This window comes from Pseudomonas sp. W3I7 (assembly GCF_030816095.1).
GTDB classification, from domain to species: domain Bacteria; phylum Pseudomonadota; class Gammaproteobacteria; order Pseudomonadales; family Pseudomonadaceae; genus Aquipseudomonas; species Aquipseudomonas salomonii.
The window spans coordinates 3,306,028-3,330,882 of sequence record NZ_JAUSXP010000001.1 but is presented as its reverse complement, the minus strand read 5'-3'; the positions used below and the strand labels follow the sequence as shown (position 1 = coordinate 3,330,882).

General features: G+C 58.8%; 19 protein-coding genes. 12 read left to right on the top strand and 7 right to left on the bottom strand.

Annotated elements, in window-relative coordinates; genetic code table 11:
• The first annotated feature begins 66 nt into the window (after positions 1-66).
• The 4 genes from praA to QF043_RS15445 all read left to right on the top strand — a co-directional run bounded on the left by praA (position 67) and on the right by QF043_RS15445 (position 3,258).
• Positions 67-561: an alkane oxidation protein activator PraA gene (praA, locus tag QF043_RS15460; RefSeq protein ID WP_307419217.1), complete on the top strand. Its 495-nt coding sequence runs from the start codon at positions 67-69 to the stop codon at positions 559-561.
• A gap of 134 nt (positions 562-695) precedes the next feature.
• Positions 696-1,181: an alkane oxidation protein activator PraB gene (praB, locus tag QF043_RS15455; RefSeq protein WP_307419216.1), complete on the top strand. Its 486-nt coding sequence runs from the start codon at positions 696-698 to the stop codon at positions 1,179-1,181.
• A 92-nt stretch (positions 1,182-1,273) separates the two neighbouring features.
• Positions 1,274-1,762 (top strand): alkane oxidation protein activator PraB, encoded by a 489-nt coding sequence (gene praB / locus QF043_RS15450; RefSeq protein ID WP_307419215.1) that lies wholly within the window; start codon positions 1,274-1,276, stop codon positions 1,760-1,762.
• Between the two features lie 50 nt (positions 1,763-1,812).
• Positions 1,813-3,258 carry an outer membrane protein transport protein gene (locus QF043_RS15445; RefSeq protein WP_307419214.1) on the top strand — a complete coding sequence of 482 codons (1,446 nt, stop codon included), beginning with the start codon at positions 1,813-1,815 and terminating at the stop codon, positions 3,256-3,258.
• Here the strand turns inward: QF043_RS15445 and QF043_RS15440 are convergent.
• Positions 3,246-3,449, bottom strand: a complete 204-nt coding sequence (locus QF043_RS15440) for a hypothetical protein (RefSeq protein ID WP_307419213.1) — start codon at positions 3,447-3,449, stop codon at positions 3,246-3,248. The two genes, QF043_RS15445 and QF043_RS15440, sit on opposite strands and share 13 nt — an antisense overlap.
• A gap of 51 nt (positions 3,450-3,500) precedes the next feature.
• Here QF043_RS15440 and QF043_RS15435 point away from each other — a divergent pair, with 51 nt between their 5' ends.
• From QF043_RS15435 to QF043_RS15415, 5 genes are all read left to right on the top strand, one after another.
• Entirely contained in the window at positions 3,501-6,026 is a 2,526-nt protein-coding gene (locus QF043_RS15435; RefSeq protein ID WP_307419212.1) for an acyl-CoA dehydrogenase, read from the top strand.
• A 154-nt stretch (positions 6,027-6,180) separates the two neighbouring features.
• Positions 6,181-7,524 carry a 3-oxoacyl-ACP reductase gene (locus QF043_RS15430; protein ID WP_307419211.1) on the top strand — a complete coding sequence of 448 codons (1,344 nt, stop codon included), beginning with the start codon at positions 6,181-6,183 and terminating at the stop codon, positions 7,522-7,524.
• A gap of 3 nt (positions 7,525-7,527) precedes the next feature.
• Positions 7,528-8,418, top strand: coding sequence for a MaoC/PaaZ C-terminal domain-containing protein (locus QF043_RS15425; protein WP_307419210.1), 891 nt, complete (start codon positions 7,528-7,530; stop codon positions 8,416-8,418).
• A complete protein-coding gene (locus tag QF043_RS15420) occupies positions 8,415-9,716 on the top strand; it encodes an acetyl-CoA C-acetyltransferase (RefSeq protein ID WP_307419209.1) in 1,302 nt (433 codons plus the stop codon). The genes QF043_RS15425 and QF043_RS15420 overlap by 4 nt, the downstream gene beginning before the upstream one ends.
• A 31-nt stretch (positions 9,717-9,747) precedes the next feature.
• Positions 9,748-11,451, top strand: a complete 1,704-nt coding sequence (locus tag QF043_RS15415; protein WP_307419208.1) for an AMP-binding protein — start codon at positions 9,748-9,750, stop codon at positions 11,449-11,451.
• 563 nt (positions 11,452-12,014) lie between these two features.
• Here QF043_RS15415 and QF043_RS15410 read toward each other — a convergent pair.
• From QF043_RS15410 to QF043_RS15390, 5 genes are all read right to left on the bottom strand, one after another.
• A complete protein-coding gene (locus QF043_RS15410) occupies positions 12,015-12,989 on the bottom strand; it encodes an NAD(P)-dependent oxidoreductase (protein ID WP_307419207.1) in 975 nt (324 codons plus the stop codon).
• The gene (locus tag QF043_RS15405; RefSeq protein ID WP_307419206.1) at positions 12,986-14,278 is read right to left on the bottom strand and encodes an MFS transporter; all 1,293 of its coding nucleotides are present in this window, start codon (positions 14,276-14,278) and stop codon (positions 12,986-12,988) included. The genes QF043_RS15410 and QF043_RS15405 overlap by 4 nt, the downstream gene beginning before the upstream one ends.
• Positions 14,279-14,323: 45 nt before the next feature.
• Positions 14,324-15,265, bottom strand: a complete 942-nt coding sequence (locus QF043_RS15400; protein ID WP_307419205.1) for a sugar kinase — start codon at positions 15,263-15,265, stop codon at positions 14,324-14,326.
• A complete protein-coding gene (locus QF043_RS15395) occupies positions 15,258-16,040 on the bottom strand; it encodes a sugar phosphate isomerase/epimerase (protein ID WP_307419204.1) in 783 nt (260 codons plus the stop codon). Before QF043_RS15395 ends, QF043_RS15400 begins: the two co-directional genes overlap by 8 nt.
• A gap of 81 nt (positions 16,041-16,121) precedes the next feature.
• Complete coding sequence (locus QF043_RS15390) at positions 16,122-17,183, bottom strand: LacI family DNA-binding transcriptional regulator (protein WP_307419203.1); 1,062 nt, start codon at positions 17,181-17,183, stop codon at positions 16,122-16,124.
• A gap of 246 nt (positions 17,184-17,429) precedes the next feature.
• Here QF043_RS15390 and QF043_RS15385 point away from each other — a divergent pair, with 246 nt between their 5' ends.
• From QF043_RS15385 to QF043_RS15375, 3 genes are all read left to right on the top strand, one after another.
• Complete coding sequence (locus QF043_RS15385; protein ID WP_307419202.1) at positions 17,430-19,403, top strand: hypothetical protein; 1,974 nt, start codon at positions 17,430-17,432, stop codon at positions 19,401-19,403.
• 138 nt (positions 19,404-19,541) lie between these two features.
• The gene (locus QF043_RS15380) at positions 19,542-21,563 is read left to right on the top strand and encodes a hypothetical protein (protein WP_307419201.1); all 2,022 of its coding nucleotides are present in this window, start codon (positions 19,542-19,544) and stop codon (positions 21,561-21,563) included.
• A gap of 231 nt (positions 21,564-21,794) precedes the next feature.
• On the top strand, positions 21,795-24,056 hold the full coding sequence (locus QF043_RS15375; RefSeq protein WP_307419200.1) for an autotransporter outer membrane beta-barrel domain-containing protein: 2,262 nt from the start codon (positions 21,795-21,797) through the stop codon (positions 24,054-24,056).
• Positions 24,057-24,176: 120 nt separating this feature from the next.
• Here QF043_RS15375 and QF043_RS15370 read toward each other — a convergent pair whose 3' ends face one another.
• Positions 24,177-24,818, bottom strand: coding sequence for a DUF1345 domain-containing protein (locus QF043_RS15370; protein WP_307419199.1), 642 nt, complete (start codon positions 24,816-24,818; stop codon positions 24,177-24,179).
• Positions 24,819-24,855 lie beyond the last annotated feature (37 nt).

Below are 24,855 nucleotides of genomic sequence, written 5' to 3'. Positions count from 1 at the left end.
CATCGGTTTTATTGCAAGTGAGTGGTTTGACCCGACAACAATAATTTCAAGGGAAGGACGTACACCATGCAAAGCCCTGCCACCCTTACTGCCCATGTCATCCTGGCCGCACTCGGCCTGATGGTTTACCAACAGGCCCAGGCTGCGCGGATCGAGCCGGCCGGCAGCGCCTTTACGGCCCAAGGCCCGATCAGCTTTTCCAAGGGCGCGTTGATCAGTGCCGACTGCACCATCAAAGTGGCCGGCAAGGTCGCGGCCGATGGCTCGTCGGTGAATGTCGATAAAGTTGAATTCGACGGTGGCCTTAAATGCAGCCGTGTCGAGGCCATCAACTTACCCTGGGTATTAATTGCCAAAGACACTAAAAGCGGCTCGATGTCGAACATCAGCGTGGATGTGCATGCCTTTGGTTTAGGCGGCAAGTGCGGCCCGTCCACCGCCGACGGTACCTGGGATAACGCCACCGGCAAGTTGGAAGCCGCCAATGTGCCGATTGGCGAAGACTGCAAGATCAAGACGGTGTCGATCAAGATGCCGCCGACCTTCAAAGTGGTCGAATAAACGAATTCTAAAACTGTAGGTGTCAATGCATTGAAATTTGGCTGGAAAGGGAAGTTCTGCAGTTTCACCGTGACCTCTCGTTCATGGCCATTACCCCTGGCGAAATGATTCGCCATAACATGTGAGGAAAAACAATGAAAAGCTTGAAAACCCTCGTTTGTGCAACTTCTTTTGCTCTGTGCTTTGGCGCGGCTTCGATGGCGAGTGCGGCTTCCATCACCCCGGATGGTCCGTTCTCGACTAACGCCGGCAGCATCGTGGTGAAGTCGCCTTCGTCCTTCGGTGCTGCGGTGACCTGCGGCATCACCTTTACCGGCAACGTTAGCGGTGGCGTGGCTTCTATCAATGGTGCGACCTTGACCGGTGGCGGTCTGTGCGGTTTGCCAACTCTGACTAACCTGCCTTGGGTGCTCACTGCTGCAACGGGCACTACCGGTACCGTGACCAACGTCGGCTACAAGATCAGCTCGGTCCCGGCCACCAACTGCGGTCCTACCCCTATCGCTGTGACATGGACTCCAGGCTCCAAGACCCTGTCGGCTGCCAACCAATCGCTGAACGGCAACTGCACCGTGGTTTCCCTGAGCGTGGTGGCTCCGACACTGTCGGTTAACCCGTAAGCGCTTCACTCCGTTAAGGGCTGATCACCCGTGAAGGCAGGAGTCTCGAAAGAGACTCCTGTTGAGGGAATGGAAGGTCGAGGGAACTGACTATGAGTCGTTTAGTGCGACGGGCTTCGATCACTTTGGTGCTGGCAGGCTGGATAGGGATTGTAACGGGTGCACAGGCCGCAGAGTTTGCGCCTGCGGGGCCATTCTCGAGCGGCGTTGGCACGTTCACGATAAAAACACCTTCTACGTTTGGCGCCCCGCTGACGTGCGGGGTTGCCATGTCGGGCAATGTAAGTGCCTTTACCGGCGTTCATATAAGCACTGTTTCAATCACAGGCGCTGGCTATTGCAGCTTGTTGAAACCTAAGTTGAGCTGGAGGATGACTGCCTACTCGATGACGTCAGCCTGGGTGGATGACGTGGGCTTTTCAGTAACCGGTATCCCTGGCAGCAATTGCGGGCCAACTGAGATTTACGCAAGTTGGAATAACGCGACACGTCAATTAACCGTTTTTAATCAAGCCTTGTCAGGTAATTGCACACTTGAACGGCTGGACATCGTTTTGCCAACACTGTCGATCGTTAACTGAATGACAAGGCATGTCGGACTAAGCCGCTGCGATAATAATAGGGGTCATACATGAATAATAAAAAACACCATGCACGCACACTGCTCGGATTGGCATTAGTCGGGGGGTTGATCACGACAACCCCGGTACACGCGGGCGGCTTCTCCACGCCAACCTACGGCGCTCCTGGCTGGGGCCGAGCCTTTGGTGGTGGTTCGCTATTCAAGAACGACCCCAGTGCCGCCTACAACAACCCGGCGGCGATGGCGTTCATTGACTCCACCATTGCGCAACAAACAGTTGACTACGCACGCGTCAAGATCAAATACAGCGGCCAGGCCTATGACTATGCCGGCAACCCTGTGACCAATACACCGGTACTTGATGATCAAGGGAGCATGGGCGACCCGGTGCCCAATAACAATAATGGCGGACAAGGTGGTTTTACCGCATGGCTGCCGACCGGGTTTCTGGTGATTCCCATGGGCGACCGTTTTGCGTTCGGCCTGAGCCAGGTAGTGCCACAGGGGATGCGCACCACCTGGAATGAAAACTCGAAGTTTCGTGATTTTGCCGTCGATACCAAGATCGAGACGGTTGGCCTGACGGGCTCACTGTCGTTCAAGGTCAACGATCAATTCTCCATTGGTGGCGGTGCGATTGTTCAACGCAGCCAAGGCTTCGTCAGCCAGAACGTGGACTTGTTATCCGCCGCCGCTGTTTCCCCGGGGTTGGGGGGCTCGGCGTTTCCTTCCGGCGTAGGTGAGTCGTTGATTCGCGTAAAGGTGGATAACGTTTCGGTGGGCTGGTTCGGTGGTGTGGTCTGGAAACCGACTGACAGAGATACGCTGGGTCTGAATTATCACGCCAAAATCAAAAACAAGATGACCGGCAAATACAACTTCAAAACGGATGCCATCGGCCGCAACGCCATGACCAACCCCATCGGGCCAAATGGCGAAACGCTGGTGGAATTGGCTTACCCTGGTTTAAAGCTATTCCCGGACGGTGCTAACGCGAGCACTCAGCTGGATATTCCCGCCACTGCGTCGATTGATTGGGTGCACCAATTCAACGACCGCTGGACCCTGGGCATGAGCGCAACCTGGACCGAATGGTCGTCCTTTCAGGACCTGACACTCAAGTCCGACGGCATGACCATTGTCGCGATCCCATACAACTACAAGAACGCGTGGATGACATCCATCGGTGGTGACTACAAAGCCACGGATGAGCTGACACTGCGCGCCGGTGTGGCGTATGACCAGACCCCTACGCGCAACTCCACACGTGACCCACGTATTCCCGATGGGGATCGCTATTTCCTCGCCTTTGGCGCCGGTTATGACATCAAGGCAGTGCCGGGTCTGTCCGTTGATGCCGCGTATTCCCACCAATTCGTGCAGAAGGTCAATCTCAAGACTAAAAACGAGGACCGCCTTGGTGCTGGGCAACTGAGCGGGACGGCGGAGTCGTCTGGCGACGTGGTGAGTGTGTCGGCCACTTATAAGTTCTGATCCAGTAGCGCCGCTGCAGGAGAGGGCATCAAGCGCATCTTGATGCGCTCGACCTGCGGCATTTCATCCCTTGGTTGTTGGCTGACGCGTTCGGGCGCGTTTTTTTTGCTCAGAGCATTAAATAAAAATTTCAAAACAAAATTTGAATTCACCCTTGCAAGTTTGTAGTGTGGTTTTACGCCCTCGTTCATCCCGAACGAGCGACGCGCATGCCATACCCTGAATTGAGTAGAGGTATCCCCATGGTTATCTGGTTATTGATGGGTGTCGCCGCCGCGATTGCCCTGGCCTATCGACAAGCCACCGCGGCCCTGTGGCTGGGCGTCGGCCTGGTCTGGCTGGCGCTTGGTTATCTGTTCAATGTGGTCGCAGGTTTTGGCGCCAGCGTCGCAGCCATCCTGGTGGTACTGCCCGCCGTGCTGATGACGATCAAACCGCTGCGCCGCACGCTGCTGACCAGCAAGGCGCTGGGCCTGTTTCGCACGATCATGCCGGCGATGTCCGACACCGAGCGCGCCGCCATCGAGTCCGGTACGGTGTGGTGGGACGCCGAGCTGTTCAGCGGCAAGCCCAACTGGCAGCGTCTGCTGCAGGCCGCACCGGCGAGCCTCAGCGCTGAAGAACAGGCGTTTCTCGACAACGAAGTGGAAACCCTCTGCGACATCGCCAACGACTGGGAAACCACCCAGGTTTGGCAGGATATGTCCCCCGAAGGCTGGCAGTACACCAAGGACGCCGGCTTCCTCGGCATGATCATTCCCAAGCAGTACGGCGGCAAAGGCTTCTCTCACTATGCGCATTCGCAGGTGGTGATGAAGCTGTCGACGCGTTGCTCGGCGGCGGCGATTTCGGTGATGGTGCCCAACTCCCTCGGCCCGGCGGAACTGCTGCTGCATTACGGCACCGATGCCCAGCGCAATTACTATTTACCGCGCCTGGCACGCGGCGACGACATTCCGTGCTTTGCCCTGACCAGCCCGTATGCCGGCTCCGATGCTGGGGCGATTCCAGACCTGGGCATCGTCTGCAAAGGTGTGCACGAGGGCGAGGAAGTGCTGGGTTTCAAAGTGACCTGGGACAAGCGCTACATCACCCTCGGCCCGATTGCCACGGTGCTGGGCCTGGCCTTTCGCGCCGAAGACCCGGACGGATTGCTGGGCAAGGCCGGCTCACTGGGGATTACCTGTGCGTTGATCCCCACCTCCCATCCGGGCGTGAACAGCGGTCGTCGGCATTGGCCGCTGAACGCGGTGTTCCAGAACGGGCCGACCACCGGCAAAGATGTGTTTATTCCGCTGGAATGGGTGATCGGCGGCCGTGAACAGGTCGGCAATGGCTGGCGCATGCTGATGGAGTGCCTGGCGGCCGGGCGCGCGATTTCGCTGCCGTCGGCCAACGTCGGCCTGGGCAAGGTGGCGGTACGCGGCACCACGGCTTATGCGGCGATGCGCAAGCAATTCGGCCTGCCTATCGGCAAGTTCGAAGGTGTGCAGGCGCCCTTGGCGCGCATGGCCGGGCATTTGTATGCCTGCGATGCGGTGCGCAAGGTGTCGGTGGCGTCTTTGGATGCCGGTGAAAAGCCTTCGGTGATCTCGGCAATTGCCAAGTACCACGTCACCGAGCGCGCGCGGATGATCGTCAATGATGGCATGGACATCGTGGCCGGCAAAGGCATCTGCATGGGCCCCAACAACTTCCTGGCCCGCGCCTACCAGCAAAGCCCGATTGCGATCACGGTAGAGGGCGCGAACATCATGACCCGCTGCCTGATCATCTTTGGCCAGGGGCTGATCCGTTGCCATCCGTATGTGTTCCGCGAGATGGAAGCGGCGCACAACCCGGATCGGCGCAAGGCCCTGGAAGCCTTCGACAGCGCAATGTTTGGCCATCTGAGTTTCGTGTTGGCCAATACCGTGCGCGCTGCAGTGCATTCGTTGACCGGCGGGCGCTTGCTTGCCGCACCGGCCAAGACCGACCCGGCGCTGGCGTCCTACTACCGCCAGGCCAATCGGCTGTCGGTGGTGCTGGCGTTGATCTCGGATGTGTCCATGGGCGTGCTCGGCGGTGCGCTCAAGCGCAAGGAAAGTATCACCGGGCGCCTGGGCGATATTCTGTCGCAGCTGTACATCTTGTCCTGCGTGCTCAAGCGTTTTGAGGACGACGGTCGGCCTCAGTCCGACTTGCCGCTGGTGCACTGGTCGGCCCAGGACGCATTGCTGCGCGCCCATGAAGCCCTCGCCGAAGTGCTCGACAACTACCCGTCGAAACCGGCGGCAGCCGTGGTGCGCACCTTGAGTTTCCCGTTTGGTATTCCCCTGCACAAACCTTCGGACCGCCTGCTGGCCCAAGTGGCCGAGGTGGTGCAAACCCCCGGTGAAACCCGCGACCGCTTGCTGGCCAATTCCTACATCCCGCGCCCGGAAATCGACAAGCTGGCCTACGGCGAGCTGGGCTTCCGTTTGTTGCCGCAAGTGGAGTTGATCGAGGCGCGGCTCAAGCCCGCGATCAAGCAGGGCCTGATCGAACCGATGCCGATTTCCGCCACCGCCTTCACCGGCTGGCGGGTCAAGGCGCGGGCGCTGGACCTGATCAGCGATGAGGAAGACAGCTTGCTCGGGCGCTACGTGGAATATGCCGACCACGGCATTCAGGTTGACGACTTCCCGCAGGATTTTGGTTTGCTGGAGGCTTTGCAGCAGCGTCAGCAGGCGTTGGAGCCCAAGGCCAAACGCCGTACTACACAGGGCGAAAACGCCTCGGTGAACTAGGAGGAACGCGATCAAAATGTGGGAGCGGGCTTGCTCGCGAATGCGGTCTATCAGCGGCATATGTGTGGGCTGACCCACCGCTTTCGCGAGCAAGCCCGCTCCCACAGTTGATTGGGTTTACACGGCAAGACAGTGTTTGTGAGTGGAACTATCAATGAGTGACAGCTACCTAGCCTTCGTCAATTCCCCTTGGGGCCGGCGCCTGGCCCAGGCCATCGGCCTGCCGCAACCCTTGCCCTTGCAACGCCACCGCAGCGGCCAGCAGGGCCTGGCCAACCCGGTGATTGTCGCCGGGGCAGGGCGCCTGGGCGCGCAGATGCAACAGCTCTTCAAAGACACCGACACCGTCGTCGCCACGCCGGCAACCCTCAAGGCACCGTCCACGGTCAAGGTGCAAGGCGCGGTGTTCGACGCCACGGCCGTGCTCGACCTGCAACAACTCGACGAGCTCTACCTGTTCTTCCACGCCAATGCCAAGCGCCTCGGCCAGCACGGCCGCGTGGTGGTGCTCGGCACGGCGCCGGAACATTGCCAGGACTTGCCCCAGGCCATCGCCCAACGTGCCCTTGAAGGGCTGGTGCGCTCGCTGGCCAAGGAATTGCGCCGGGCGATCACGGTGCAATTGATCTACGTGGCGCCGGGCGCCGAAGACGCGCTGGACAGCAGCTTGCGGTTCTTTTTGTCACGCCGCTCGGCCTATGTGTCGGGCCAGGTGGTGCGCCTGGAAAAACCCGTGGACGCCCAGGTGGCGGTGAACTGGGACAAACCCTTCGCCGGTCGCCGTGCCCTGGTCACCGGCGCCTCGCGCGGCATCGGCCTGGCGATTGCCCAGGTGCTGGCCCGCGACGGCGCCCACGTGGTGTGCGTGGACGTGCCCCAAGCCCAGGCAGCGCTGCTTCAAGCCGCCGACAGTGTGAACGGCTCGGCCTTGCCATTGGACATCACCGCAGCCGATGCGGCCGCGCTGTTGCAGGCGCATGTCAGCCAATACGGCGCGTTTGACGTGGTGGTGCACAACGCCGGGATCACCCGTGACAAAACCATCGCGAAGATGACCGAAGTCGCCTGGCGCAGTGTGCTGGCGGTCAACCTCGAAGCGCCGTTGCAGCTCAGCAGTGCATTGTTGCAGGGGCAGGGCTTGAACCCCGGCGGGCGGATTGTGTGCGTGTCGTCGATTTCCGGTATCGCCGGCAACCTCGGGCAAAGCAACTACGCCACCTCCAAGGCGGGCGTGATTGGCCTGGTGCAGGGCCTGGCACCCCGGGCGGCCGCGCTGCAAGTCACGGTGAATGCGGTGGCGCCGGGGTTTATCGAGACCCAGATGACCGCGAAGATCCCGCTGATGATCCGTGAGGCCGGGCGGCGCATGAACTCGTTGTCCCAGGGCGGGCAGCCGATCGATGTGGCCGAGACCATCGCCTGGCTGGCGCACCCGGCGTCCGGCGGGGTCAATGGCCAGGTGGTGCGCGTGTGCGGCCAAAGCCTGCTGGGAGCCTGAACCATGGACTATGTGACGCAGATCATCGACCCGCCACCGTCGCGCACTCAGTTGTTGCTGGACGGCGTGCGCGCACTGCGCAAACCCAAGCTCGACGGGCCGCCGCCGCTGCCCACCGCGCGCCTGGTGCGCTCGGCGGTGGAGCTGAGCGCCGCGGGCATCGCCGACTATGGCCGCGCCTGCGGGTTTCGCCGTGAGCAGGGCGTGCCGCTGTCTTATCCGCAGGTGCTGGCGTTCCCACTGCATTTGATGTTGCTGACCCGGCCGAGCTTTCCGTACCCGGCCAGTGGCATGGTGCACCTGGCCAATCGCATTCGTCAGCACCAGCGTTTGCATGAAGGCCAGGCCTTGCGCCTGGAAGTGTATTGCGAACGCTGGGTGGCGCACCCCAAGGGCCAGGCGCTGAGCATCGCCACCCGCGCTTTTGCGGCGGATACGCTGGTGTGGGAAAGCGACAGCCTGTACCTGCGCCGCGACGTCAAAGACCCGGTTGGTGAGCCTTGGGAAGACGTGTTGCCCCTGCAGGAAGATGGCCTGTTGCGCACCCAGCGCTGGGTGCTGCCCGCCGACCTGGGGCGCAGGTTCGCCAAGGTCTCGGGGGATTTCAACCCGATTCACACCTCGGTGATCGGCGCCAAAATCTTCGGCTTTCGCCGCGCCATCGCCCATGGCATGTGGACCCTGGGCCGCGCACTGGCGGCGCAGCAACCGCCGGGCGGCCTGGATCAGGCCCAGGCGCATTGTGACTTCAAGCTGCCGATCTTCCTGCCCGGCCAGGTTGCGTTGTGGAACCGCCCGGTGACCGGCCCGCGCCGTGAGTTCGAAGTGCGCAATGCTGCCGGTGACAAACCGCATATGCGCGGGCTATTTATCTGGAACGAGAGCCATCAATGAGTGACTACAGCTTCAACCCGGCCCCGACCCGCCGCGTGGCGATTATCGGCGGCAACCGTATCCCGTTTGCCCGCTCCAACACCGTGTATGCCCACGACAGCAATCAGGACCTGCTGGTGGCGGCCCTGCAAGGTCTGGTCGAGCGCTATAACCTGCACGGCCAGCGCCTGGGCGAGTTTGCTGCGGGCGCGGTGATCAAGCACTCGCGGGACTTCAACCTGGCGCGTGAGGCCTTGCTGTCCACCACATTGTCGCCTGATACGCCTGCCTACGACGTGCAACAAGCCTGCGGTACCGGGCTGGAAGCGGCCTTGCTGGTCGCCAACAAAATCGCCCTCGGCCAGATCGAAGTGGGCATCGCCGGCGGTGCCGACACCACTTCCGATGCGCCCATCGGCATCAACGAATCGCTGCGCCACACCTTGCTGGCGGCCAATCGCGCCAAGGGCATGGGCGCCAAGGTGAAGGCCTTGCTGCTGAAGGTGCGCCCGTCAATGTTTTTCAAACCGTTGCTGCCGCGCAATGGCGAGCCGCGCACCGGTTTGTCCATGGGCGAGCACTGCGAAGCAATGGCCAAGCGCTGGCAGATCAAACGGCTGGCCCAGGACGAGCTGACGCTCACCAGTCACCAGCGCCTGGAGGCGGCCTATAAACGCGGTTTTTTCGACGACCTGATCAGCCCTTATCGCGGGCTGGCGCGCGACAACAACCTGCGTGCCGACACTAGCCTTGCGAAGCTCGCCGGCCTTTCGCCCGCCTATGATCGCCAGAACGGCACGCTGACGGCGGGTAACTCCACGCCGCTGACCGATGGCGCCTCGGTGGTCTTGCTGGCCAGCGAAGCCTGGGCGGCCGAACAGGGTTTGCCGGTGTTGGCCTACCTGCGTACCGGCGAAACCGCTGCGGTGAACTTTGTCGACGGCACCGAAGGCTTGTTGATGGCCCCGGCGTATGCCGTGCCGCGCATGCTCAAGCGCGAGGGCCTGGGGTTTGCCGACTTTGACTTTTTTGAAATTCACGAAGCCTTCGCCGCCCAGGTGCTGTGCACGCTCAAGGCCTGGGAAGACCCCGAGTATTGCCGCGAGGGTCTAGGCTTGGCAGCACCGCTGGGCGCCATCGACCGCAGCAAGATGAACGTCAATGGCGGCTCCCTGGGCTGTGGCCATCCGTTCGCCGCCACCGGTGGCCGGCAACTGGCGGCGCTGGCCAAAACCATTCATGAGAACGGGGGTGGGCGCGGCCTGATTTCGATTTGTGCAGCCGGCGGGCTGGGCATTACCGCCATCGTCGAAAAATAGCCTGATCAAAAACAACAATAAGGAGACTGCCATGAACGCTGTAAGCCAGGAACACACCGAACGGGTCTGGTTGAACGCCTACTTGCCGGGCGTGCCGGCGGACATCGAGACCGGTATCGAGGCTTACCCGTCGCTGCGCGAGGTGTTCCTGGAGCACCTGGAAAAATTCCGCGAGCGGGTCGCCTACGTCAGCATCGGCACCGAAATGACCTACGCCGACTGGCAGTTACAAGGCCAGGCGTTTGCCGCGTGGTTACAGGGCCAGGGTGTGAAAAAGGGCGACCGGGTGGCGCTGATGATGCCCAACTGCTTGCAGTACCCGATCTGCCTGCTGGGCACGATCCTGGCCGGTGCGGTGGTGGTCAACGTCAACCCGTTGTACACCTCCCATGAACTCAAGCATTTGCTCAAGGACAGTGAAGCCGAAACCCTGGTGATCTTTGAAAACTTCGCCCACACCTTTGAAAAAGTCGCGCAGGGCAGCCGTGTCAAACGCGTGGTGGTGGCGGCGATTGGCGATCTGCTCGGCACTTTCAAGGGCGCGGCGATGAACTTCATCCTGCGTCAAGTGCAAAAGCAGGTGCCAAAATTTCACCTGCCTGGCGCAGTGCGCTTCAACAACGTGTTGAAACAGGGGCGGGCGCTGAACCATTTTCCGGTGGCGATGCACCTCGATGAGCTGGCGTTTCTGCAATACACCGGCGGCACCACCGGGGATGCCAAGGGCGTGATGCTCAGCCACCGCAACATCATCGCCAACCTGCTGCAAGCCAAGGCCTGGGTTGGGGACCAGTTGGACCAGGACAAGCAGGAAACCAACGTGACCTTGCTGCCGCTCTATCACATCTTTTCGCTGACGGTGAACTGCCTGATGTTCATGTGCCTGGGCGGGCGCAACATCCTGATTGCCAACCCGCGGGATGTGAAACGGGTGCAGATGATTTTGCGCAAGGAGCGCTTCAATGGCATCGCCGGGGTCAACACCTTGTTTAACGGCTTGCTCGAAAACAAAGAATTCTGTGCGCGGGATTTCTCTGACTTGCGCATGGTCATCGCCGGCGGCATGGCGACGCACACGGCGGTGGCCAAGCGTTGGAAAGAGGTGACCGGGCTGCCGATCATTGAAGGTTATGGGCTCACCGAGTGCTCGCCGGTGGTGAGCATCAGCCCGATCAACATTGCGCGCATGCGCGAAATGGAATTCACCGGCAGCATCGGCGTGCCGCTGCCGTCGACCTGGGTGCGGTTTATGCGTGAGGATGGTGAGCTGGCGGAGATTGGCGAGCAGGGTGAACTGCAAGTGCGTGGCCCGCAGGTGATGCAGGGGTACTGGAAGCGGCCCAAGGAAACGGCTGAAGTGCTGGATGCCGAGGGCTGGCTTTCCACCGGGGACATTGGGGTGATGGATGAGCGTGGGTATATTCGTCTGGTGGACCGCAAGAAGGACATGATCCTGGTTTCGGGGTTTAACGTGTATCCCAATGAGATTGAAGACGTGGTGGCCTTGCATCCCGGTGTAGGGGAGGTGGCGGCGATCGGGGTGGAAGATCCGGTGACGGGGGAGAAGGTCAAGATCATTGTGGTGCGCAAGGACCCGAGCTTGACCCAGGAGCAGATCCTGGCCCATTGCCGGGAATATCTCACGGGGTACAAGGTGCCCAAGTATGTCGAGTTTCGCAGCATTGAATTGCCCAAGACCACAGTGGGTAAAGTGCTGCGGCGGGCGTTGCGTTGATTTGAGGGGTTGGGTGCTTTAAGAGTGGGAGCAGGCTTGCCAGCTCCCACAGGTTGACCGCGTTCAGGCCGTTGTGGCTCCACATGGTTTGACTTGAAATACAGTCAAAATGTGGGAGCGGGCTTGCTCGCGAAGACGGTGTATCAGTCACCTGATGCATCGCCTGACACGCCGCTTTCGCGAGCAAGCCCGCTCCCACAGGTTGATCGCGTTCAGGCCGTTGTGGTTCTGCATGGCTTGATGTGAAACACAGCCAAAACTGTGGGAGCTGGCTTGCCTGCGATGGCGTCGGGTCAGCCAGCAAATTTGTCGCTGGAAAACCGCCATCGCAGGCAAGCCAGCTCCCACCTTTGACCGAGTATGACTCTGCTGTTGCTGTTGCTGTTGCTCTGGCCCTTACGTCCTTTTCGATGACGAAGGGGGAAGACCTTTTGGTTTCTTTTGCGTCCTTGCAAAAGTGACCCGCCGTAAGGGCGGAACCCTAAGCAGCCGTTACCGCAGCAACGGATATGTACACAACAGCGATGCCAGTCACCGAACACACCAACGGACCCACCGCACGCTCAAGCATACACACTCGGATTAACCAGATTGTTCGGCCGCTCCCCAGCCAGTGCCATCAGCAAATTTTCCACCGCACAGGCGGCCATCGCCTCCCGCGTTTCGTGGGTCGCCGAACCGATATGCGGCGTGGCCACCACATTGTTCAAGCGCAATAACGGCGAGTCATGATTCAAAGGCTCGCGCTCAAACACATCCAGCCCCGCCGCCCGAATCGTGCGTTGTTGCAGCGCCTCGACCAGCGCCGCTTCATCCACCACCTTGCCGCGTGAAATGTTGATAAAAATGGTGTCCGGCCCCATCAACGCAAACTCTCGTGCGCCAATCAGCTTTTCGGTTTCAGCCGTGAGCGGCAAGGTCAGGCACACAAAGTCAGCCTGCTGCAACAAGTCCGGCAAGCTACGAAACTGTGCGCCAAAGCGTTCCTCTACCCGTGGCTTGGGCGAGTGACTGTGGTAGATCACCGGCATGCCAAAACCAAAATGCCCACGCTGAGCCAGGGCTTCGCCGATGCGGCCCATGCCGATAATACCCAGGGTCTTGCCATGCACATCGGTGCCGAAATGCGCCGGGCCGATGTTTTTGCTCCACTGGCCGGCGCGCACCATATCGGCCAGCTCGACCACCCGGCGGGCAGTGGCCAGGATCAACGCAAAGCCGGTGTCCGCCGTGGTTTCGGTCAGCACGTCCGGGGTATTGCTGAGCAGGATGCCGCGTTGGGTCAGGTAGTCGATATCGTAGTTGTCGACGCCCACCGACACACTGGCCACCGCTTCGAGCTGGGGGGCCAGGTCGAGCAGCCTGGCATCCAGGCGCAGGCTCGCACCCAGCAGGCCGTGGGCGTTGGGCAAGGCGTCACGCAGCCGCGCCAGGCCGGGTTCGTCGAGGGCGTCGATCAGGGTCACATTGACCTGTTCGTGCAGGCGAGCCATCAACGGCGCGGAGAGTTTTTTGTACAGGACCACAGACTTTTTCATGAGGTTTTTACCTTCAACTCCAGGGTGGGCACCGGCACACGATCGCTGGCGCCGGGCTTGAGGAAAATCGTCAGCACCACGGCAAACATCAGCGCGCCGCTCATCAGCAGGTAGGAGGCGCCGGGTGAGCCGGTGCTGCTATTGAGGTAACCGACCAGGTACGACCCGCCGAACGAGCCCAGTGCGCCCATGCTGTTGATCAGCGCCATGGCGCCGCCGGCGACGTTGGCCGGGAGGATTTCCGGGACGATGGCGAAAAACGGACCGTAAGGCGCATACATGCACGCCCCGGCGATGACCAGCAGGGTGTAGGACCACCAGAAGTGCTCAGCGCCCAACGCGTAGGACGCGTAGAAGGCGATAGACGCGATCAGCAGCGGCGGCCACACAAAACGTTTACGCTTTTGCAGCTTGTCCGAGCCCCACGACACCGCCAGCATGCCGATCACCGCCGCCAGGTACGGCAGCGCCGAGAGCCAACCGGCTTCGACCATGTCCATCTGCAAGCCGGCCTTGAGGATCGACGGCAGCCACAATACGAAGCCATACACACCGATGCTCCAGCAAAAAAACTGCAGCGCCAGGATGATCACCTTGGGCGAACGAAAGGCTTCGGCGTAGTTCTTCACCGCCTTGATCCCGACCTGTTCGGCGGCCAGGGCGCTTTGCAGGTCGTGTTTATGCTGCTCGCTCAGCCACTTGGCGTCGGCGGGTTTTTCATCCGCCAGCTTCCACCAGATAAACGCCCAGATCACCGCCGGCAGCCCTTCGATGATAAACATCCAGCGCCAGCTGAAGTGCTGCACCAGGTAGCCCGACACCACCGACATCCACATCATGGTCACCGGGTTGCCGAGGATCAGGAAAGTGTTGGCCCGTGAGCGTTCGGCACGGGTAAACCAGTGGCACAGGTACACCAGCATCGCCGGCATCACCGCCGCTTCGACCACGCCGAGCATGAAGCGAATGGCGATCAGCATATAGGCGTTGGACACCACGCCGGTCAGCGTGGCCAGGCTGCCCCACAGAATCAGGCTGACGAAAATCAGCTTTTTAACGCTGCGTTTTTGCGCGTAGATCGCTCCCGGCACCTGGAAGAAAAAGTAGCCGAGAAAAAACAGCGCGCCCAGTAACGACGACATGCCGGGGGTGATCATCAGGTCTTCGGCCATGCCGGAGGCCGCGGCGAAGCCATAGTTGGCGCGATCCAGGTATGCCAGGCTGTAGGTGATAAACACGATAGGCATGATGTACCACCAGCGGCGGGTGGCGAGTTTCACAGTTTCCATGGGGTTGCTCCTGAGCTTGTTGTAGTTGTGGCAACAGGGAGTGGGTCATGCAACAGATCGGCTGGGTAATTCAGAGCGGGTGGGCAAACCTTCCATATCACCAAGGCTTTGCACGGCGCGGCTGCCGATCCAGTTGCCGCGCTGTACCGCCTCGGGGAAGCTCAGGTTTTCGAGCAGGGCGCTGATCATGCCGACGGCAAAACCATCACCGGCGCCCACGGTATCCACCACGGTTTCCACTGGCACGGCGGCAATAAAGCCTTGGTCCATGTGGGTGCGGTAGTAGGCGCCGTCCGCGCCCAGCTTGATCGCCACGGCTTCGGCGCCCTGGTCGAGGTAGAACGCGGCGATGTCGGCCGGGTCGTCAAAACCGGTGAGCAGGCGACCTTCGCCCAGGCCCGGCAAGACCCAATCAGCGAGGGCCGCGAGGGCGTTGATTTCGCGGATCATCTGCGCTTGGCTGGCCCACAACGACGGCCGCAGGTTCGGGTCGAACGACACGCTGCGCCCGGCCTTGCGCATCTGCGTCATCAGTTCCACGGACAACTCGCGGGTGGCCTCGGACAAGGCGGGCGGGATGCCGGTGGCGTGCAGGTGGCGCGCTTGCAGCACGGCGGGGCTGATCGCGGCAATCGATAAGTGGCTGGCCGCCGAACCTTTACGGAAGTACTCCACCTGCGGGTCGGCGCCGGCGTCTTCGCGGGACTTGAATTGAAAGCCGGTCGGGTGCAGCGGGTCGACCGCCACGTGGCGGCAATCCAGGCCTTCGTTCTTCAGCGTGTCGACCACAAAGCGCCCCAGGGAATCGTCGCCGACACGGCTCAGCCACGTCACATTGAAACCCAGGCGCGACAGGCCGATGGCGACATTGCTGTCGGCCCCGGCAATGCGCTTGTGAAACTGCGCCACCTGGGCCAGGTCGCCGGTCTGTTCGGCGACAAACATCGCCATGGTTTCGCCAAACGAAAGGATATCGATCTCAGACATGGGCGTTCTCCGCACGGGGCTGGCCAAGGAGGGCGAGGGCGGCGACCTGCTGCGCGGTGACGGCAACCAGGTCGTCGCCTTGCAACGGGAATTCCACGGCCCGGGTAATACCTTGAGTCATATGTTTGAGCAGTTGTTCCCACAGATGCAGGTCAGTGGCGCCGGGCGGCAGGGCCACCAGCTTGCCGTCCTGGCGCCGCGCCACGGCTTTGCAGTGCAGGTAGTCCACATGCCGGCCCAACAGGCGTGCGGCGGTGAGCGCGGATTGGTCCTGCCACTGCCAATTGCCGATGTCGAAGGTCATTTTCACCGGCAGGCCCAGGCGTTCCACCTCAGTGAAGAAGCGCTGCATCGGCTCGATGCGTCCGCCGTGCAGGGTCTGGTCGTTCTCCACCAGCAGCTTGACCGGGTGACGGTTGAGCAGGGCCTGCAGGCTTTGCAGGTCGTTGGTGTCGGTGAAATAACCGAGAGAAACCTTCAGCCAGCGCGCGCCGAAGGCTTGGGCGCGGTCCAGGGTGGCGCTGAGCTCCGCATTCGGCTGGGCGCGCCCGGCCACCCACAGCTCCAGCGGTGACGAGAACACCGATTCCAGACCGTGCTCGGCAGCGGCTTGGGCGAGGGCGGCGGGTTGTTCGCTGGTCAACAGTTCTTCGCGCCACTCGATGCGCTGGGCGCCGGCGGCCACCAACAGTTCGACAAAACTCAATTGGCCCTGCTGGCGTACCAGGTCGGCGCCGTAGCTGGATAGGCTGATGGAAACGGGGTATTTATGCATTGTTATGTACCTCTGAAACCGGTTTCATTTTTATACGAAAATAATGTGGGAGCGGGCTTGCCTGCGATGGCGGTGTGTCAGTCAATGCGGCGGTGACGGCATGATCGCTATCGCAGGCAAGCCAGCTCCCACAAGGGATTGGGTGGAGCCACGGATTATCAGTTCCGGCAAAAAATCCAGGGTGCGCGGTGGCGCGTCATCGCCGCGCAAGCGTTTAAGCAGGCAGTCGAAAGCGCTGGCGCCAATCGCGTCGGTGGGTTGGGCGAGGGCGGTGATGCCGTTGCCCACCAGCGGGTACCAGTCGAGGTCATCCAGGGCAATCAGGCCGATGTCATCAAAGAGATTGCAGCCCAGCGTTTTGAGCGCGTGGGTGCAGGCCAGCGCAGCCACACCATTGGCGCAGAACAAGGCTTTGGGGCCTGGCTTGGCAAGAAAGGTTTGCAGGTGGTTTTCCAGCCTGTCATCGAGTTCCAGCACCGCGCCGGTCAACCCTGGGCGGGCCGCAATCTCGGCAGTGAAACTGGCCTGACGCTCCACGCGTGAACTGGTGCCATCGGCCTTTTCGCTCACCAGCAACAGGTCGCGATAGCCCTGCTGTGCGAGGTGCTGCACGGCAACACGCACCGCTGCAGGGTTATCCAGGCCGACCATATCGCTGTGCAGCGGCTTGACCTTGCGGTCTACCAGCACCAGGGGCATTTCCCGCTGCAACTCCAGCAGTTGGTCAAGGTGGTGGCCGAGGGTGTTCACAATCAGCCCTTCGATGTTGTACGAGCGCAACGCCGACAGGTGCTGGCGCTCTTGCTCGTCATCGCGGTCGGTATTGCACACCACCAGGCTGTAGCCATGCTGGCGGCAAGCGGTTTCGACGCCGTGCATCACGGCAATGGAGTAGGGGTTGCGGATATCGGCCACCAGCATGCCGATCAGGCGCGTGCGGCCGCGTTTCAAACCGCGGGCCATCTGGTTGGGGCGGTAACCGAGTTCGCTGATCGCCTGCTCGATGCGCAAGGCAATGGCATCGGAGAGCAGGGCGCGGTCGTCACCGATAAAGCGCGACACGCTGGCTTTGGACACGCCGGCGCGTTCGGCAACGTCAAGCATGGTCACGCGGCTGCGCTGGGCGGCGGAAAAAGGAGTCACGGTGGCAGGCCTTTCTTATTGGAGGTAGTGATGCTCTGAAACCGGTTTCAGGAGAACTCATTCACGGAACAACGTCAAGTGTCATTCAGCGCGAGGCAAGCGCTCATTCGCGCGTGCAACCGACGAATGGCGGTATGACCTGTTAGTTCTGACAGTATCGGAACGTTAACAACGGGTATTCAATCGACGTCACAGCCTTCACTAAAAACCAATGACTGGCGCAATGTTGCTGTTACGGAGAATGATATGATCCCCCCCTCAACTAATAGCAATGTTAAAACCAATAGCGCCGCAGGTTTGCCCAACGGCACGGTTGTGACCGCCGTGCCTCAAGCCCCCCTACCAACCGTTGAGGGACGATTGGCAAGTGGTGTGATTCCAAAACGCTTATTGGATGATGATCTTCTCGTATGGATACCCGGCCCATGGATTGAACTGACCCAGCCGGGGAGCACTGATTATATTGTGTTTGTTTGGCATGTCGTCGGGTTAGCGCTGCCTGTTTACGTTGAACCGATACCGTTCGTGGGAGAGTTGTTTCCCGAAGACTTTCCACTGCCGGCGTATATTCCTAGCGGTTTGCTGCTCAATGACGCTGTCGTCGATCTTTCTTATCGCATACACAATGACCAACCCGACGCAGCGGTGGCCAATTTCTCGCATCCTGTCAGGATTATTATCGACCGCAGTGCGCCGGGTAAAGGCGAGGTGCTTAAGGCGCCGGTGTTTTCAAATACAGTTATTACTACGCCTGATCTGGATAATAATTTGACACTGGATGTCGTGGTGCCAGGCGATTATAAGGTTCGCGCCACCCTTGACGAAATATTCCTGTGGTTTATGGACAGTAATTCAGTTCCGGCTGGTTTGCCGATTCACGTTGAAAAAGTAGTTGCTATTACAGGTGCAATTATTTTGAAGGTGCTGGTGTCGGAATTTCGCAAGTTTTCAGGTGCACAAGAATTGTTTGCGGTGTACCGAGTCAAGGATGAGGCGGGTAACATCAGTCAACTTTCCTTGCCCGCAAGTGTCTTGCTGAGTCTAACGCCACTGCCCGGCAATTTGCCCGTGCCTACGGTGCCTGCGTTTGATTTTGATCAACTCATCAAACGTGACGATGCGCGTAATATCGTCTCGTTTGGCATCAGCAGCTACACCAATTTTATACCTGGGGATCTCTGTATCCCTGAATTGGCGGGTGTTAAACTTCCGCCGATACCTGTCACTTCATTTCCGTTTACCGGAACCTTGACCTGGCAGCAGCTGATTGCCAACGGCTCCGACCTGCAACGAAAGGACAAGGTGCCGTTTCGCTATTACATTAGACGTGCTTCCGACACGGTGGGCCCTGGGACGCTATCTCCGCTAAAATTGCTCAATATGGATTTCACGGTATTCGGCCGCGATCACAATCAGGCGCCAGCGTTACTTAACCCACTGTTGGACCTGGTTAATGTCTATGGTGCGGTGTCCAATACGGCTAATAAATTGGACAGTCGCGACAGTAACCAACCTGTCAGAGTTGAAGCGCGCCTGTCGGGTAACCCGCAACCTGGTGACATGCTGTCGCTGTACTGGCCGGGGCAGGCAACGCCGGTGGCGACTTATACCGTCAAGTTGGGTGACACCGCTGGCGCCCTTATCGTTTTTGACCCTCGCATTAACTGGTCGATCATACAGGCCGGTGGTAATACGACTGCCTACGTGTATTACGTGACCACTAACGGCGTTAACGAGCAACAATCGGGTAATCAAAGTGTTGTTATAAACATCACTCCGCCTATGAGTTTTCCCAAGCCCACGTTTCCTCAAAATGTGAACCACCCTAATAAAATTATTAATTGCACACCGGGCCTTGGCCCAGACGGCAAACCGCTGCCGTTTCTCTGGGAGGAATTTCAGATTCAGATGACGCCTGGGGTCGGTGTATGGCCAGGGGATTTGTGTACGCTGGCCTTCCAGGGCTTCGATGATTTCCCGGATCGTAACCCGCTGGTATCGACGGCGCTGACCCTGAGTCATACGTGGGGCATTAATCAAGTGTCGCATATTTTCAAAATCACGGATTATCAAAACATTATAAAACCGCTGAGGGATTATGCCGGCGCCTCAGCAAAATATAGTGTTTTTCGAGGCGGCGTATTAATCGGCGTATCGAAGGTCGGGTATGTACAAATTGATCTTAAATATTCGACTGGGAGGTATTGTGGGCCAGCATAGCGCTGGATAAACCATTCCTGAAGATCGAAGTGCAGGTAGCAGTGAGGTTAATAGCGTGAGGGGGCTTCAGTCATCCAGAGGTCCTTGGTCGTTTGGTTTTATTCGGTAAATAATACAATTGCGAATGGAGAACACGACATGATCGGTAAAAAAATTACGGTAAAGGCAATCGTTATTTCCCCTGAGGCACTCGCTCCTGATATCCACGGAGTAGACCCTGTAACAGGATATATTTCAGCGGCTGACGGGGACAAGCCTATAGTGCTCACCATCACGTCTGGCCAAGGTTCAGCAGCAGGTGACTGGGTTCGAATCTATCGAAGAGACGTCATTAATGACTTGCCTGACTCATGGACGTTGGTGGTTGAAGAGCAATTTATAATCGTCGACCCACTCGACAAGTTTGAGGTGCGTATTCCTGTCGTTGCGAGTTCGGGAAAACAGCTGTCGGGTGATTTTCAAGTACGTTCTGAATTGCTCTTGAATGTTGGTGCGGATCCAAATATTCCAGGCGACGTAGACAGACCTGGTCCTATCGGCCAGAGTTCACCCTTTTCGACTTATAAAATGGACCTGGATCCACCCTACTTAAGGGTGCAGCCACCTGCACCGATATACACGGGGACCTTCCCGCCGGGCCAGGTTATTAGTCTGGCACAACTGACGCAGTTCAATTTGCCGTTCTCTATTCCTGACAACACAACGACGGGCCTCGGGGCTTGGAAGCCAGAAGATACGCTGACCATTTTCTATAACCACGGCACGCCCGTGACAGCCACAGAAGTGGCCAGGCAGACTCCACCCCGGCCCATGACACAAACCGGTAACACGGTGACAGTGCTCGCCAGTGAGATCACGCAAGGGGGGCCGTGCTTCTTTACTTATCAAATCGCGGACTCGCAGGGCAATACAAGTTTGGTCTCTGCGCCTTCAATTACGTTCACTATCGCACTGGATCCGGCCCCCGCGAACTTACTACCGATTATCATGAAAGAGGCACCAGACGCCGCTGATGATCTGATCACTATTGAAGACCTGAAAATAGGCCCAACGGGCGAAATTCCGGCCTATACGAACGTTGACACTACCAAGGACGAATTTCGGGTTCAATACAACAATGGGGCTTGGAGCCAGTGGTTTCGTGTTGTCTCGGTTCCAATCACGCTGGATCAGCCCTTCCTGCTTCCGCTGGCTCGAGCGGACTACGGCAACATAAAAGGCCCGAAATCGGTCGTTATCACCTATGAAATACGCAAAAATGGTGACACTTTCCCAGGTCCGACGACACCGTTCAGAGTGGACTTTAGTGTGACAGGGCCGGGCAATCCGGGCCTACCAGGCAGTAACAATACTCGATTGAATCCTGCATCGTTTCTTGGTCGCAATGCGGCTGCGCCGAACAAACTGGAGTTTGCGCAGGCTAACTTTCCGGTCACCGTTAGAATCGAGTTATGGCAAGCCACTGACCCTATTGAAGTGCCGGCGAAAGACATGTTTCTTTTCGTTGAAGCGCCTGACGGTAAGATCATCTTGCCTTATAAGGAACTAAGCACTGAGTTACCCGGAGAGTTTGTCTCCTGGGACATCGATTGGAGTGAATTTCAACGACTGGGCAATGGCAGACATAAATTCAGCTATTTCGTATCACCAACGGCAACGCCAACGTCTGCCACTAACCTCAATCGCGCGGCCCCTACAGAGGTTGAATTGCTGGGCGCGGTAACTACACCCCTGCCGGCGGCTCGATTTGTCAATGCGACGACGGGGACGTTTGGTGTATGGGGCTGCCCAGCGCTAGTAGCACCGGCGCCGACAAACTGGGAAGGCAGGATTACTGTGCCAGGGGACCCGAGAATGGTCGATGGTCAGCCACTGACCTTGGAACTGCAGGTGTTCAGGCCTCGCACGGGTACACCTCGGCTTTATGACCAAAAGCAGAGTTACAACGTAACCATTAACCCTGCCATTAGAACTAACGGTTATACCTTCCAGATTCCCTACGCGGGTTTCCTTGAACATGCCCAGCTAGGGCGTGCGGAGGCGGTTTACACCGCGCCGCTGAACAACGGCACGTTGGGGCGTGGTACCGCGGGCGTTAACGTACGTTCGACGTTGAGTTACACACGGTGCGATAACGTGGGAGCAATCCTCACGCCTTAGAGGCGACATTGATACGCTGCAGGGTTCCCCTCTCAACTTGAGAGGGGAATTCCCTGACAGTACCGGTCGACTGTATTACTCAATGTGCCGCTTTCTTACCAATAGGTTACAGATTAGTCCTACATCAGCGTGGCTGTTTAATTCTTACTCTACGTGCCGCACAGGTAAGGCGTCACTTTCAGGAAGTGAGCCGAACCGCTTTTGTAGGCCTTACCAAAAGAGTGATTGACCATGTCGGCACTGAACACGTTCGAACTCAAACCTTTGAGTGCGATGATCAAAGTCCCCACCATTACATTCTGTTTGTTTGCCGCGATGCAGGGGCAAGCCCAGGCGGTTCAGTTGGGTAACGGTGAGCAACGAACCATTGATGCGACTGAGCAATCAACGGATTGGCAACTGTCGGGCCAATCAGCGTTGACGATGAACCGTGCAACAGCCACCACGATCGACCTGGCAAATTCCACGTTGAACATGAACAGCGGCAGTGTCGCGAATAGTGTGCGTGCTGCGCAGGGTTCCACAATAAACATGGACGCTGCACGTGTTACATCGAGCGATGCCCAATACGGCGCCGTGCGGCTGGACAGTAGTAAGGCGGTTATTAACAACAGTACCCTGACCAATACCAATGGCTTAGGGTTGCAGGCGTTTGGTGCTGTAGGTGCGTTGAGGGGGGCATCGGCCGAAGTCAGCAACACGACGATCAGCGGCGCTATCGGCGGTGCGGAAGCATTCACTGGCAGTGAGTTACACTTTAAACAAAACTCGCTGGTACAAGGTACGGGAGCAGGGGCATTTGGGCTCTCCCTTACAGGCGCCACGGCGACGGCCACTCAAAGTACTATTATCGGCAATGGTCATGGCGTGACGTTCACGCGTAATCGGGACGACTTGACGGATGGCAAACTGGTTTTGGACCGGTCTGTGGTTGAGGGTCGTAGCGGTTCGGCCCTCTCGGTCAGGGGCACGCCAGGTCGAGTGCCAGTGGTGTCTATCGATGTACTCAACGGTTCTACGCTCAAGGGCGGCAACGGCAATCTGCTGTCGGCGTCGGGTGGTGCCACCGCGACGATGAATGTGGATAACAGCCGGAACCTGGTCGGTAATGTAATCGCCGACGCCACCAGCACTGTGCATTTGAACCTGCAAAACAACGCAGAGTTGAAGGGCCAGCTGCAAGGTGTCGACACGGTAAAGGTGGACAACACCTCCAATTTGTTCATCACCGGCGACAGCCAGGCACGCTCTCTCATGATGGGCGGTGGTACGGTGACCCTTGGTGCACCGGGCGAGTTTTATCGGTTGAAACTGGACTCGCTGTCCGGCGAGGGCCGGTTTGTCGGGAGCGTCAATTTAGATGAGGGCAAGGCGAGTTTTATCGACGTCGCCAATGAGGCCTCGGGCAACCACACGCTGGCGCTCTCCGCCAGCGGCAGCGAACTGGTCAAAACCCAGGTTGTGCACACCGGCGGCGGTGACGCGGTGTTCTCCCTTGAGAACGGCCCGGTCGACATGGGTGCCTATGCCTACAACCTGAAACAGGAAGGCAATGACTGGTTTCTGGACAAGCAAACCCGTGTAGTCAGCCGCAGTGCCCGTGTGGTGACGGCATTGTTCAACACCCCGGTGACCATCATGACCGCCGAAGAGGGCTCATTGCGCCAACGTATGGGTGAGTTGCGTTACTCGCCGAAAAGCACCGGTCTCTGGATCCTGGGTATCGGCAGTCAATATGATGTGTCCCAGAGTTCGGGCACCGGTTACTCGCAGAACCTGAAGGGTTTCTCCATCGGTGCTGATATGCCGCTGGGCGACAGCCAATGGAAGGTCGGTGTATTCGGCGGCCACAGTAACTCTGACGTAAACCCGGTTCGCGGCGCTGCCGGTACCGTCAAGAGCTACTTCCTGGGTACCTATGCCACCTGGATGGACGAAGAAAGCGGTTTCTATTTTGATGCCGTGGCCAAAGCCAACCGGTTCCAGAACCAGGCCAAGGCAACACTCAGTGACAACACGTCTACCAAGGGTGGCTACAACAACTTAGGCGGTGGTGTATCGGCTGAATTCGGCCGTCATATCAAGCTCGGTGAGAGTTCCTTTATTGAACCTTACGGCCGACTGTCGACCATTGTGGTCCAGGGTGGCACGTACAGCCTGAAAAACGGTTTGCAAGTGGACGGTGAGCGCACCCGCTCAAGGACCGCCGAGGCCGGCGCGACCGTTGGTCATGAGTTCCAACTCGATGATGGCACGCTGATCAAGCCTTACCTGCGTGCGGCAATGGTCCACGAGTTTGCCAACAACAATAAGGTCACGGTCAACAACCAGACCTTCAACAATGATTTGTCGGGCTCGCGCACCAAGTACGGTGCCGGTGTGGCGGTGTCGTTTACCCAGGACCTGCAGGCGCATGTCGACGTGGAGACCAGCACCAGTGACAAAATCAAGCAAAAAGCCGCTGTTAACGTTGGCCTGCGTTATGCGTTCTAAATAAACAGGCAACGCTAAGAAGCCCTGATCGAAAGATCAGGGCTTTTTTTTTGAGGATGCAAAAGCGCTTTTCAATCGCCTTTCCCGGTCAGATCAGGATTGGCGCCGCAGCATTCAGGTTCAACTGAACAGTCCGGCAGCAATATTGATCGAGAAACCCAGAATCGCCGTATTGAACAGAAATCCAATCAATGACTGGCCCAAAACGACTTTGCGCAGTGCACGTGTTGCAACCCCTACATCCGCCGTTTGCACTGCCACGCCAATGGTGAACGAGAAATACAGGAAGTCCCAGTAATTGGGGTTGCGCAGCCCTTCGGCAAAGCGCAGCGCGGGCTCGTCGCCGTCCCAGGTGTAGAACAGGCGGGCGTAATGCACGCTGAAAATCACCCCGGTCAGCAACCATGAGCCAATCACCGTCATGCCGGTAAAACCGTAGTGCAGCAGGCGCGCCGTGCTGTCCAGGTCTTTGCTGCCCACCAGGTTCACCGTGATGGTCGCAAGGCTGGCTATCGCGGCAATGCACACCATGAACAGCACCAGCCCGGCGTTTTCATCCTCGATCTCGGCGATGCGTTTTACATCATCGGCACGCGAACGGCTGGTGAGCCACAGCATCAGCGCCAGGTAGGTCCAGACCCCGGCGTTCCAGCCAATCAGGATTTTGCTGATCAGCGTATCGGCCGGCACCAGAATGCCCACGGCAAGGCCAAGGACGGCGGCGGATGAGAGGCGAGGGTGGGTGCGGGCGAGGAAGGCCATAGGTGCTCACAACAGGGGGGAGGTTGTGAGCACCATA

Bases quoted from the DNA above. Each gene is read 5' to 3' on its own strand.
- praA (WP_307419217.1), top strand. From the start codon at position 67: ATGCAAAGCCCTGCCACCCTTACTGCCCATGTCATCCTGGCCGCACTC.
- praB (WP_307419216.1), top strand. From the start codon at position 696: ATGAAAAGCTTGAAAACCCTCGTTTGTGCAACTTCTTTTGCTCTGTGC.
- praB (WP_307419215.1), top strand. From the start codon at position 1,274: ATGAGTCGTTTAGTGCGACGGGCTTCGATCACTTTGGTGCTGGCAGGC.
- QF043_RS15445 (WP_307419214.1), top strand. From the start codon at position 1,813: ATGAATAATAAAAAACACCATGCACGCACACTGCTCGGATTGGCATTA.
- QF043_RS15440 (WP_307419213.1), bottom strand. From the start codon at position 3,449: ATGAACGAGGGCGTAAAACCACACTACAAACTTGCAAGGGTGAATTCA.
- QF043_RS15435 (WP_307419212.1), top strand. From the start codon at position 3,501: ATGGTTATCTGGTTATTGATGGGTGTCGCCGCCGCGATTGCCCTGGCC.
- QF043_RS15430 (WP_307419211.1), top strand. From the start codon at position 6,181: ATGAGTGACAGCTACCTAGCCTTCGTCAATTCCCCTTGGGGCCGGCGC.
- QF043_RS15425 (WP_307419210.1), top strand. From the start codon at position 7,528: ATGGACTATGTGACGCAGATCATCGACCCGCCACCGTCGCGCACTCAG.
- QF043_RS15420 (WP_307419209.1), top strand. From the start codon at position 8,415: ATGAGTGACTACAGCTTCAACCCGGCCCCGACCCGCCGCGTGGCGATT.
- QF043_RS15415 (WP_307419208.1), top strand. From the start codon at position 9,748: ATGAACGCTGTAAGCCAGGAACACACCGAACGGGTCTGGTTGAACGCC.
- QF043_RS15410 (WP_307419207.1), bottom strand. From the start codon at position 12,989: ATGAAAAAGTCTGTGGTCCTGTACAAAAAACTCTCCGCGCCGTTGATG.
- QF043_RS15405 (WP_307419206.1), bottom strand. From the start codon at position 14,278: ATGGAAACTGTGAAACTCGCCACCCGCCGCTGGTGGTACATCATGCCT.
- QF043_RS15400 (WP_307419205.1), bottom strand. From the start codon at position 15,265: ATGTCTGAGATCGATATCCTTTCGTTTGGCGAAACCATGGCGATGTTT.
- QF043_RS15395 (WP_307419204.1), bottom strand. From the start codon at position 16,040: ATGCATAAATACCCCGTTTCCATCAGCCTATCCAGCTACGGCGCCGAC.
- QF043_RS15385 (WP_307419202.1), top strand. From the start codon at position 17,430: ATGATCCCCCCCTCAACTAATAGCAATGTTAAAACCAATAGCGCCGCA.
- QF043_RS15380 (WP_307419201.1), top strand. From the start codon at position 19,542: ATGATCGGTAAAAAAATTACGGTAAAGGCAATCGTTATTTCCCCTGAG.
- QF043_RS15375 (WP_307419200.1), top strand. From the start codon at position 21,795: ATGTCGGCACTGAACACGTTCGAACTCAAACCTTTGAGTGCGATGATC.
- QF043_RS15370 (WP_307419199.1), bottom strand. From the start codon at position 24,818: ATGGCCTTCCTCGCCCGCACCCACCCTCGCCTCTCATCCGCCGCCGTC.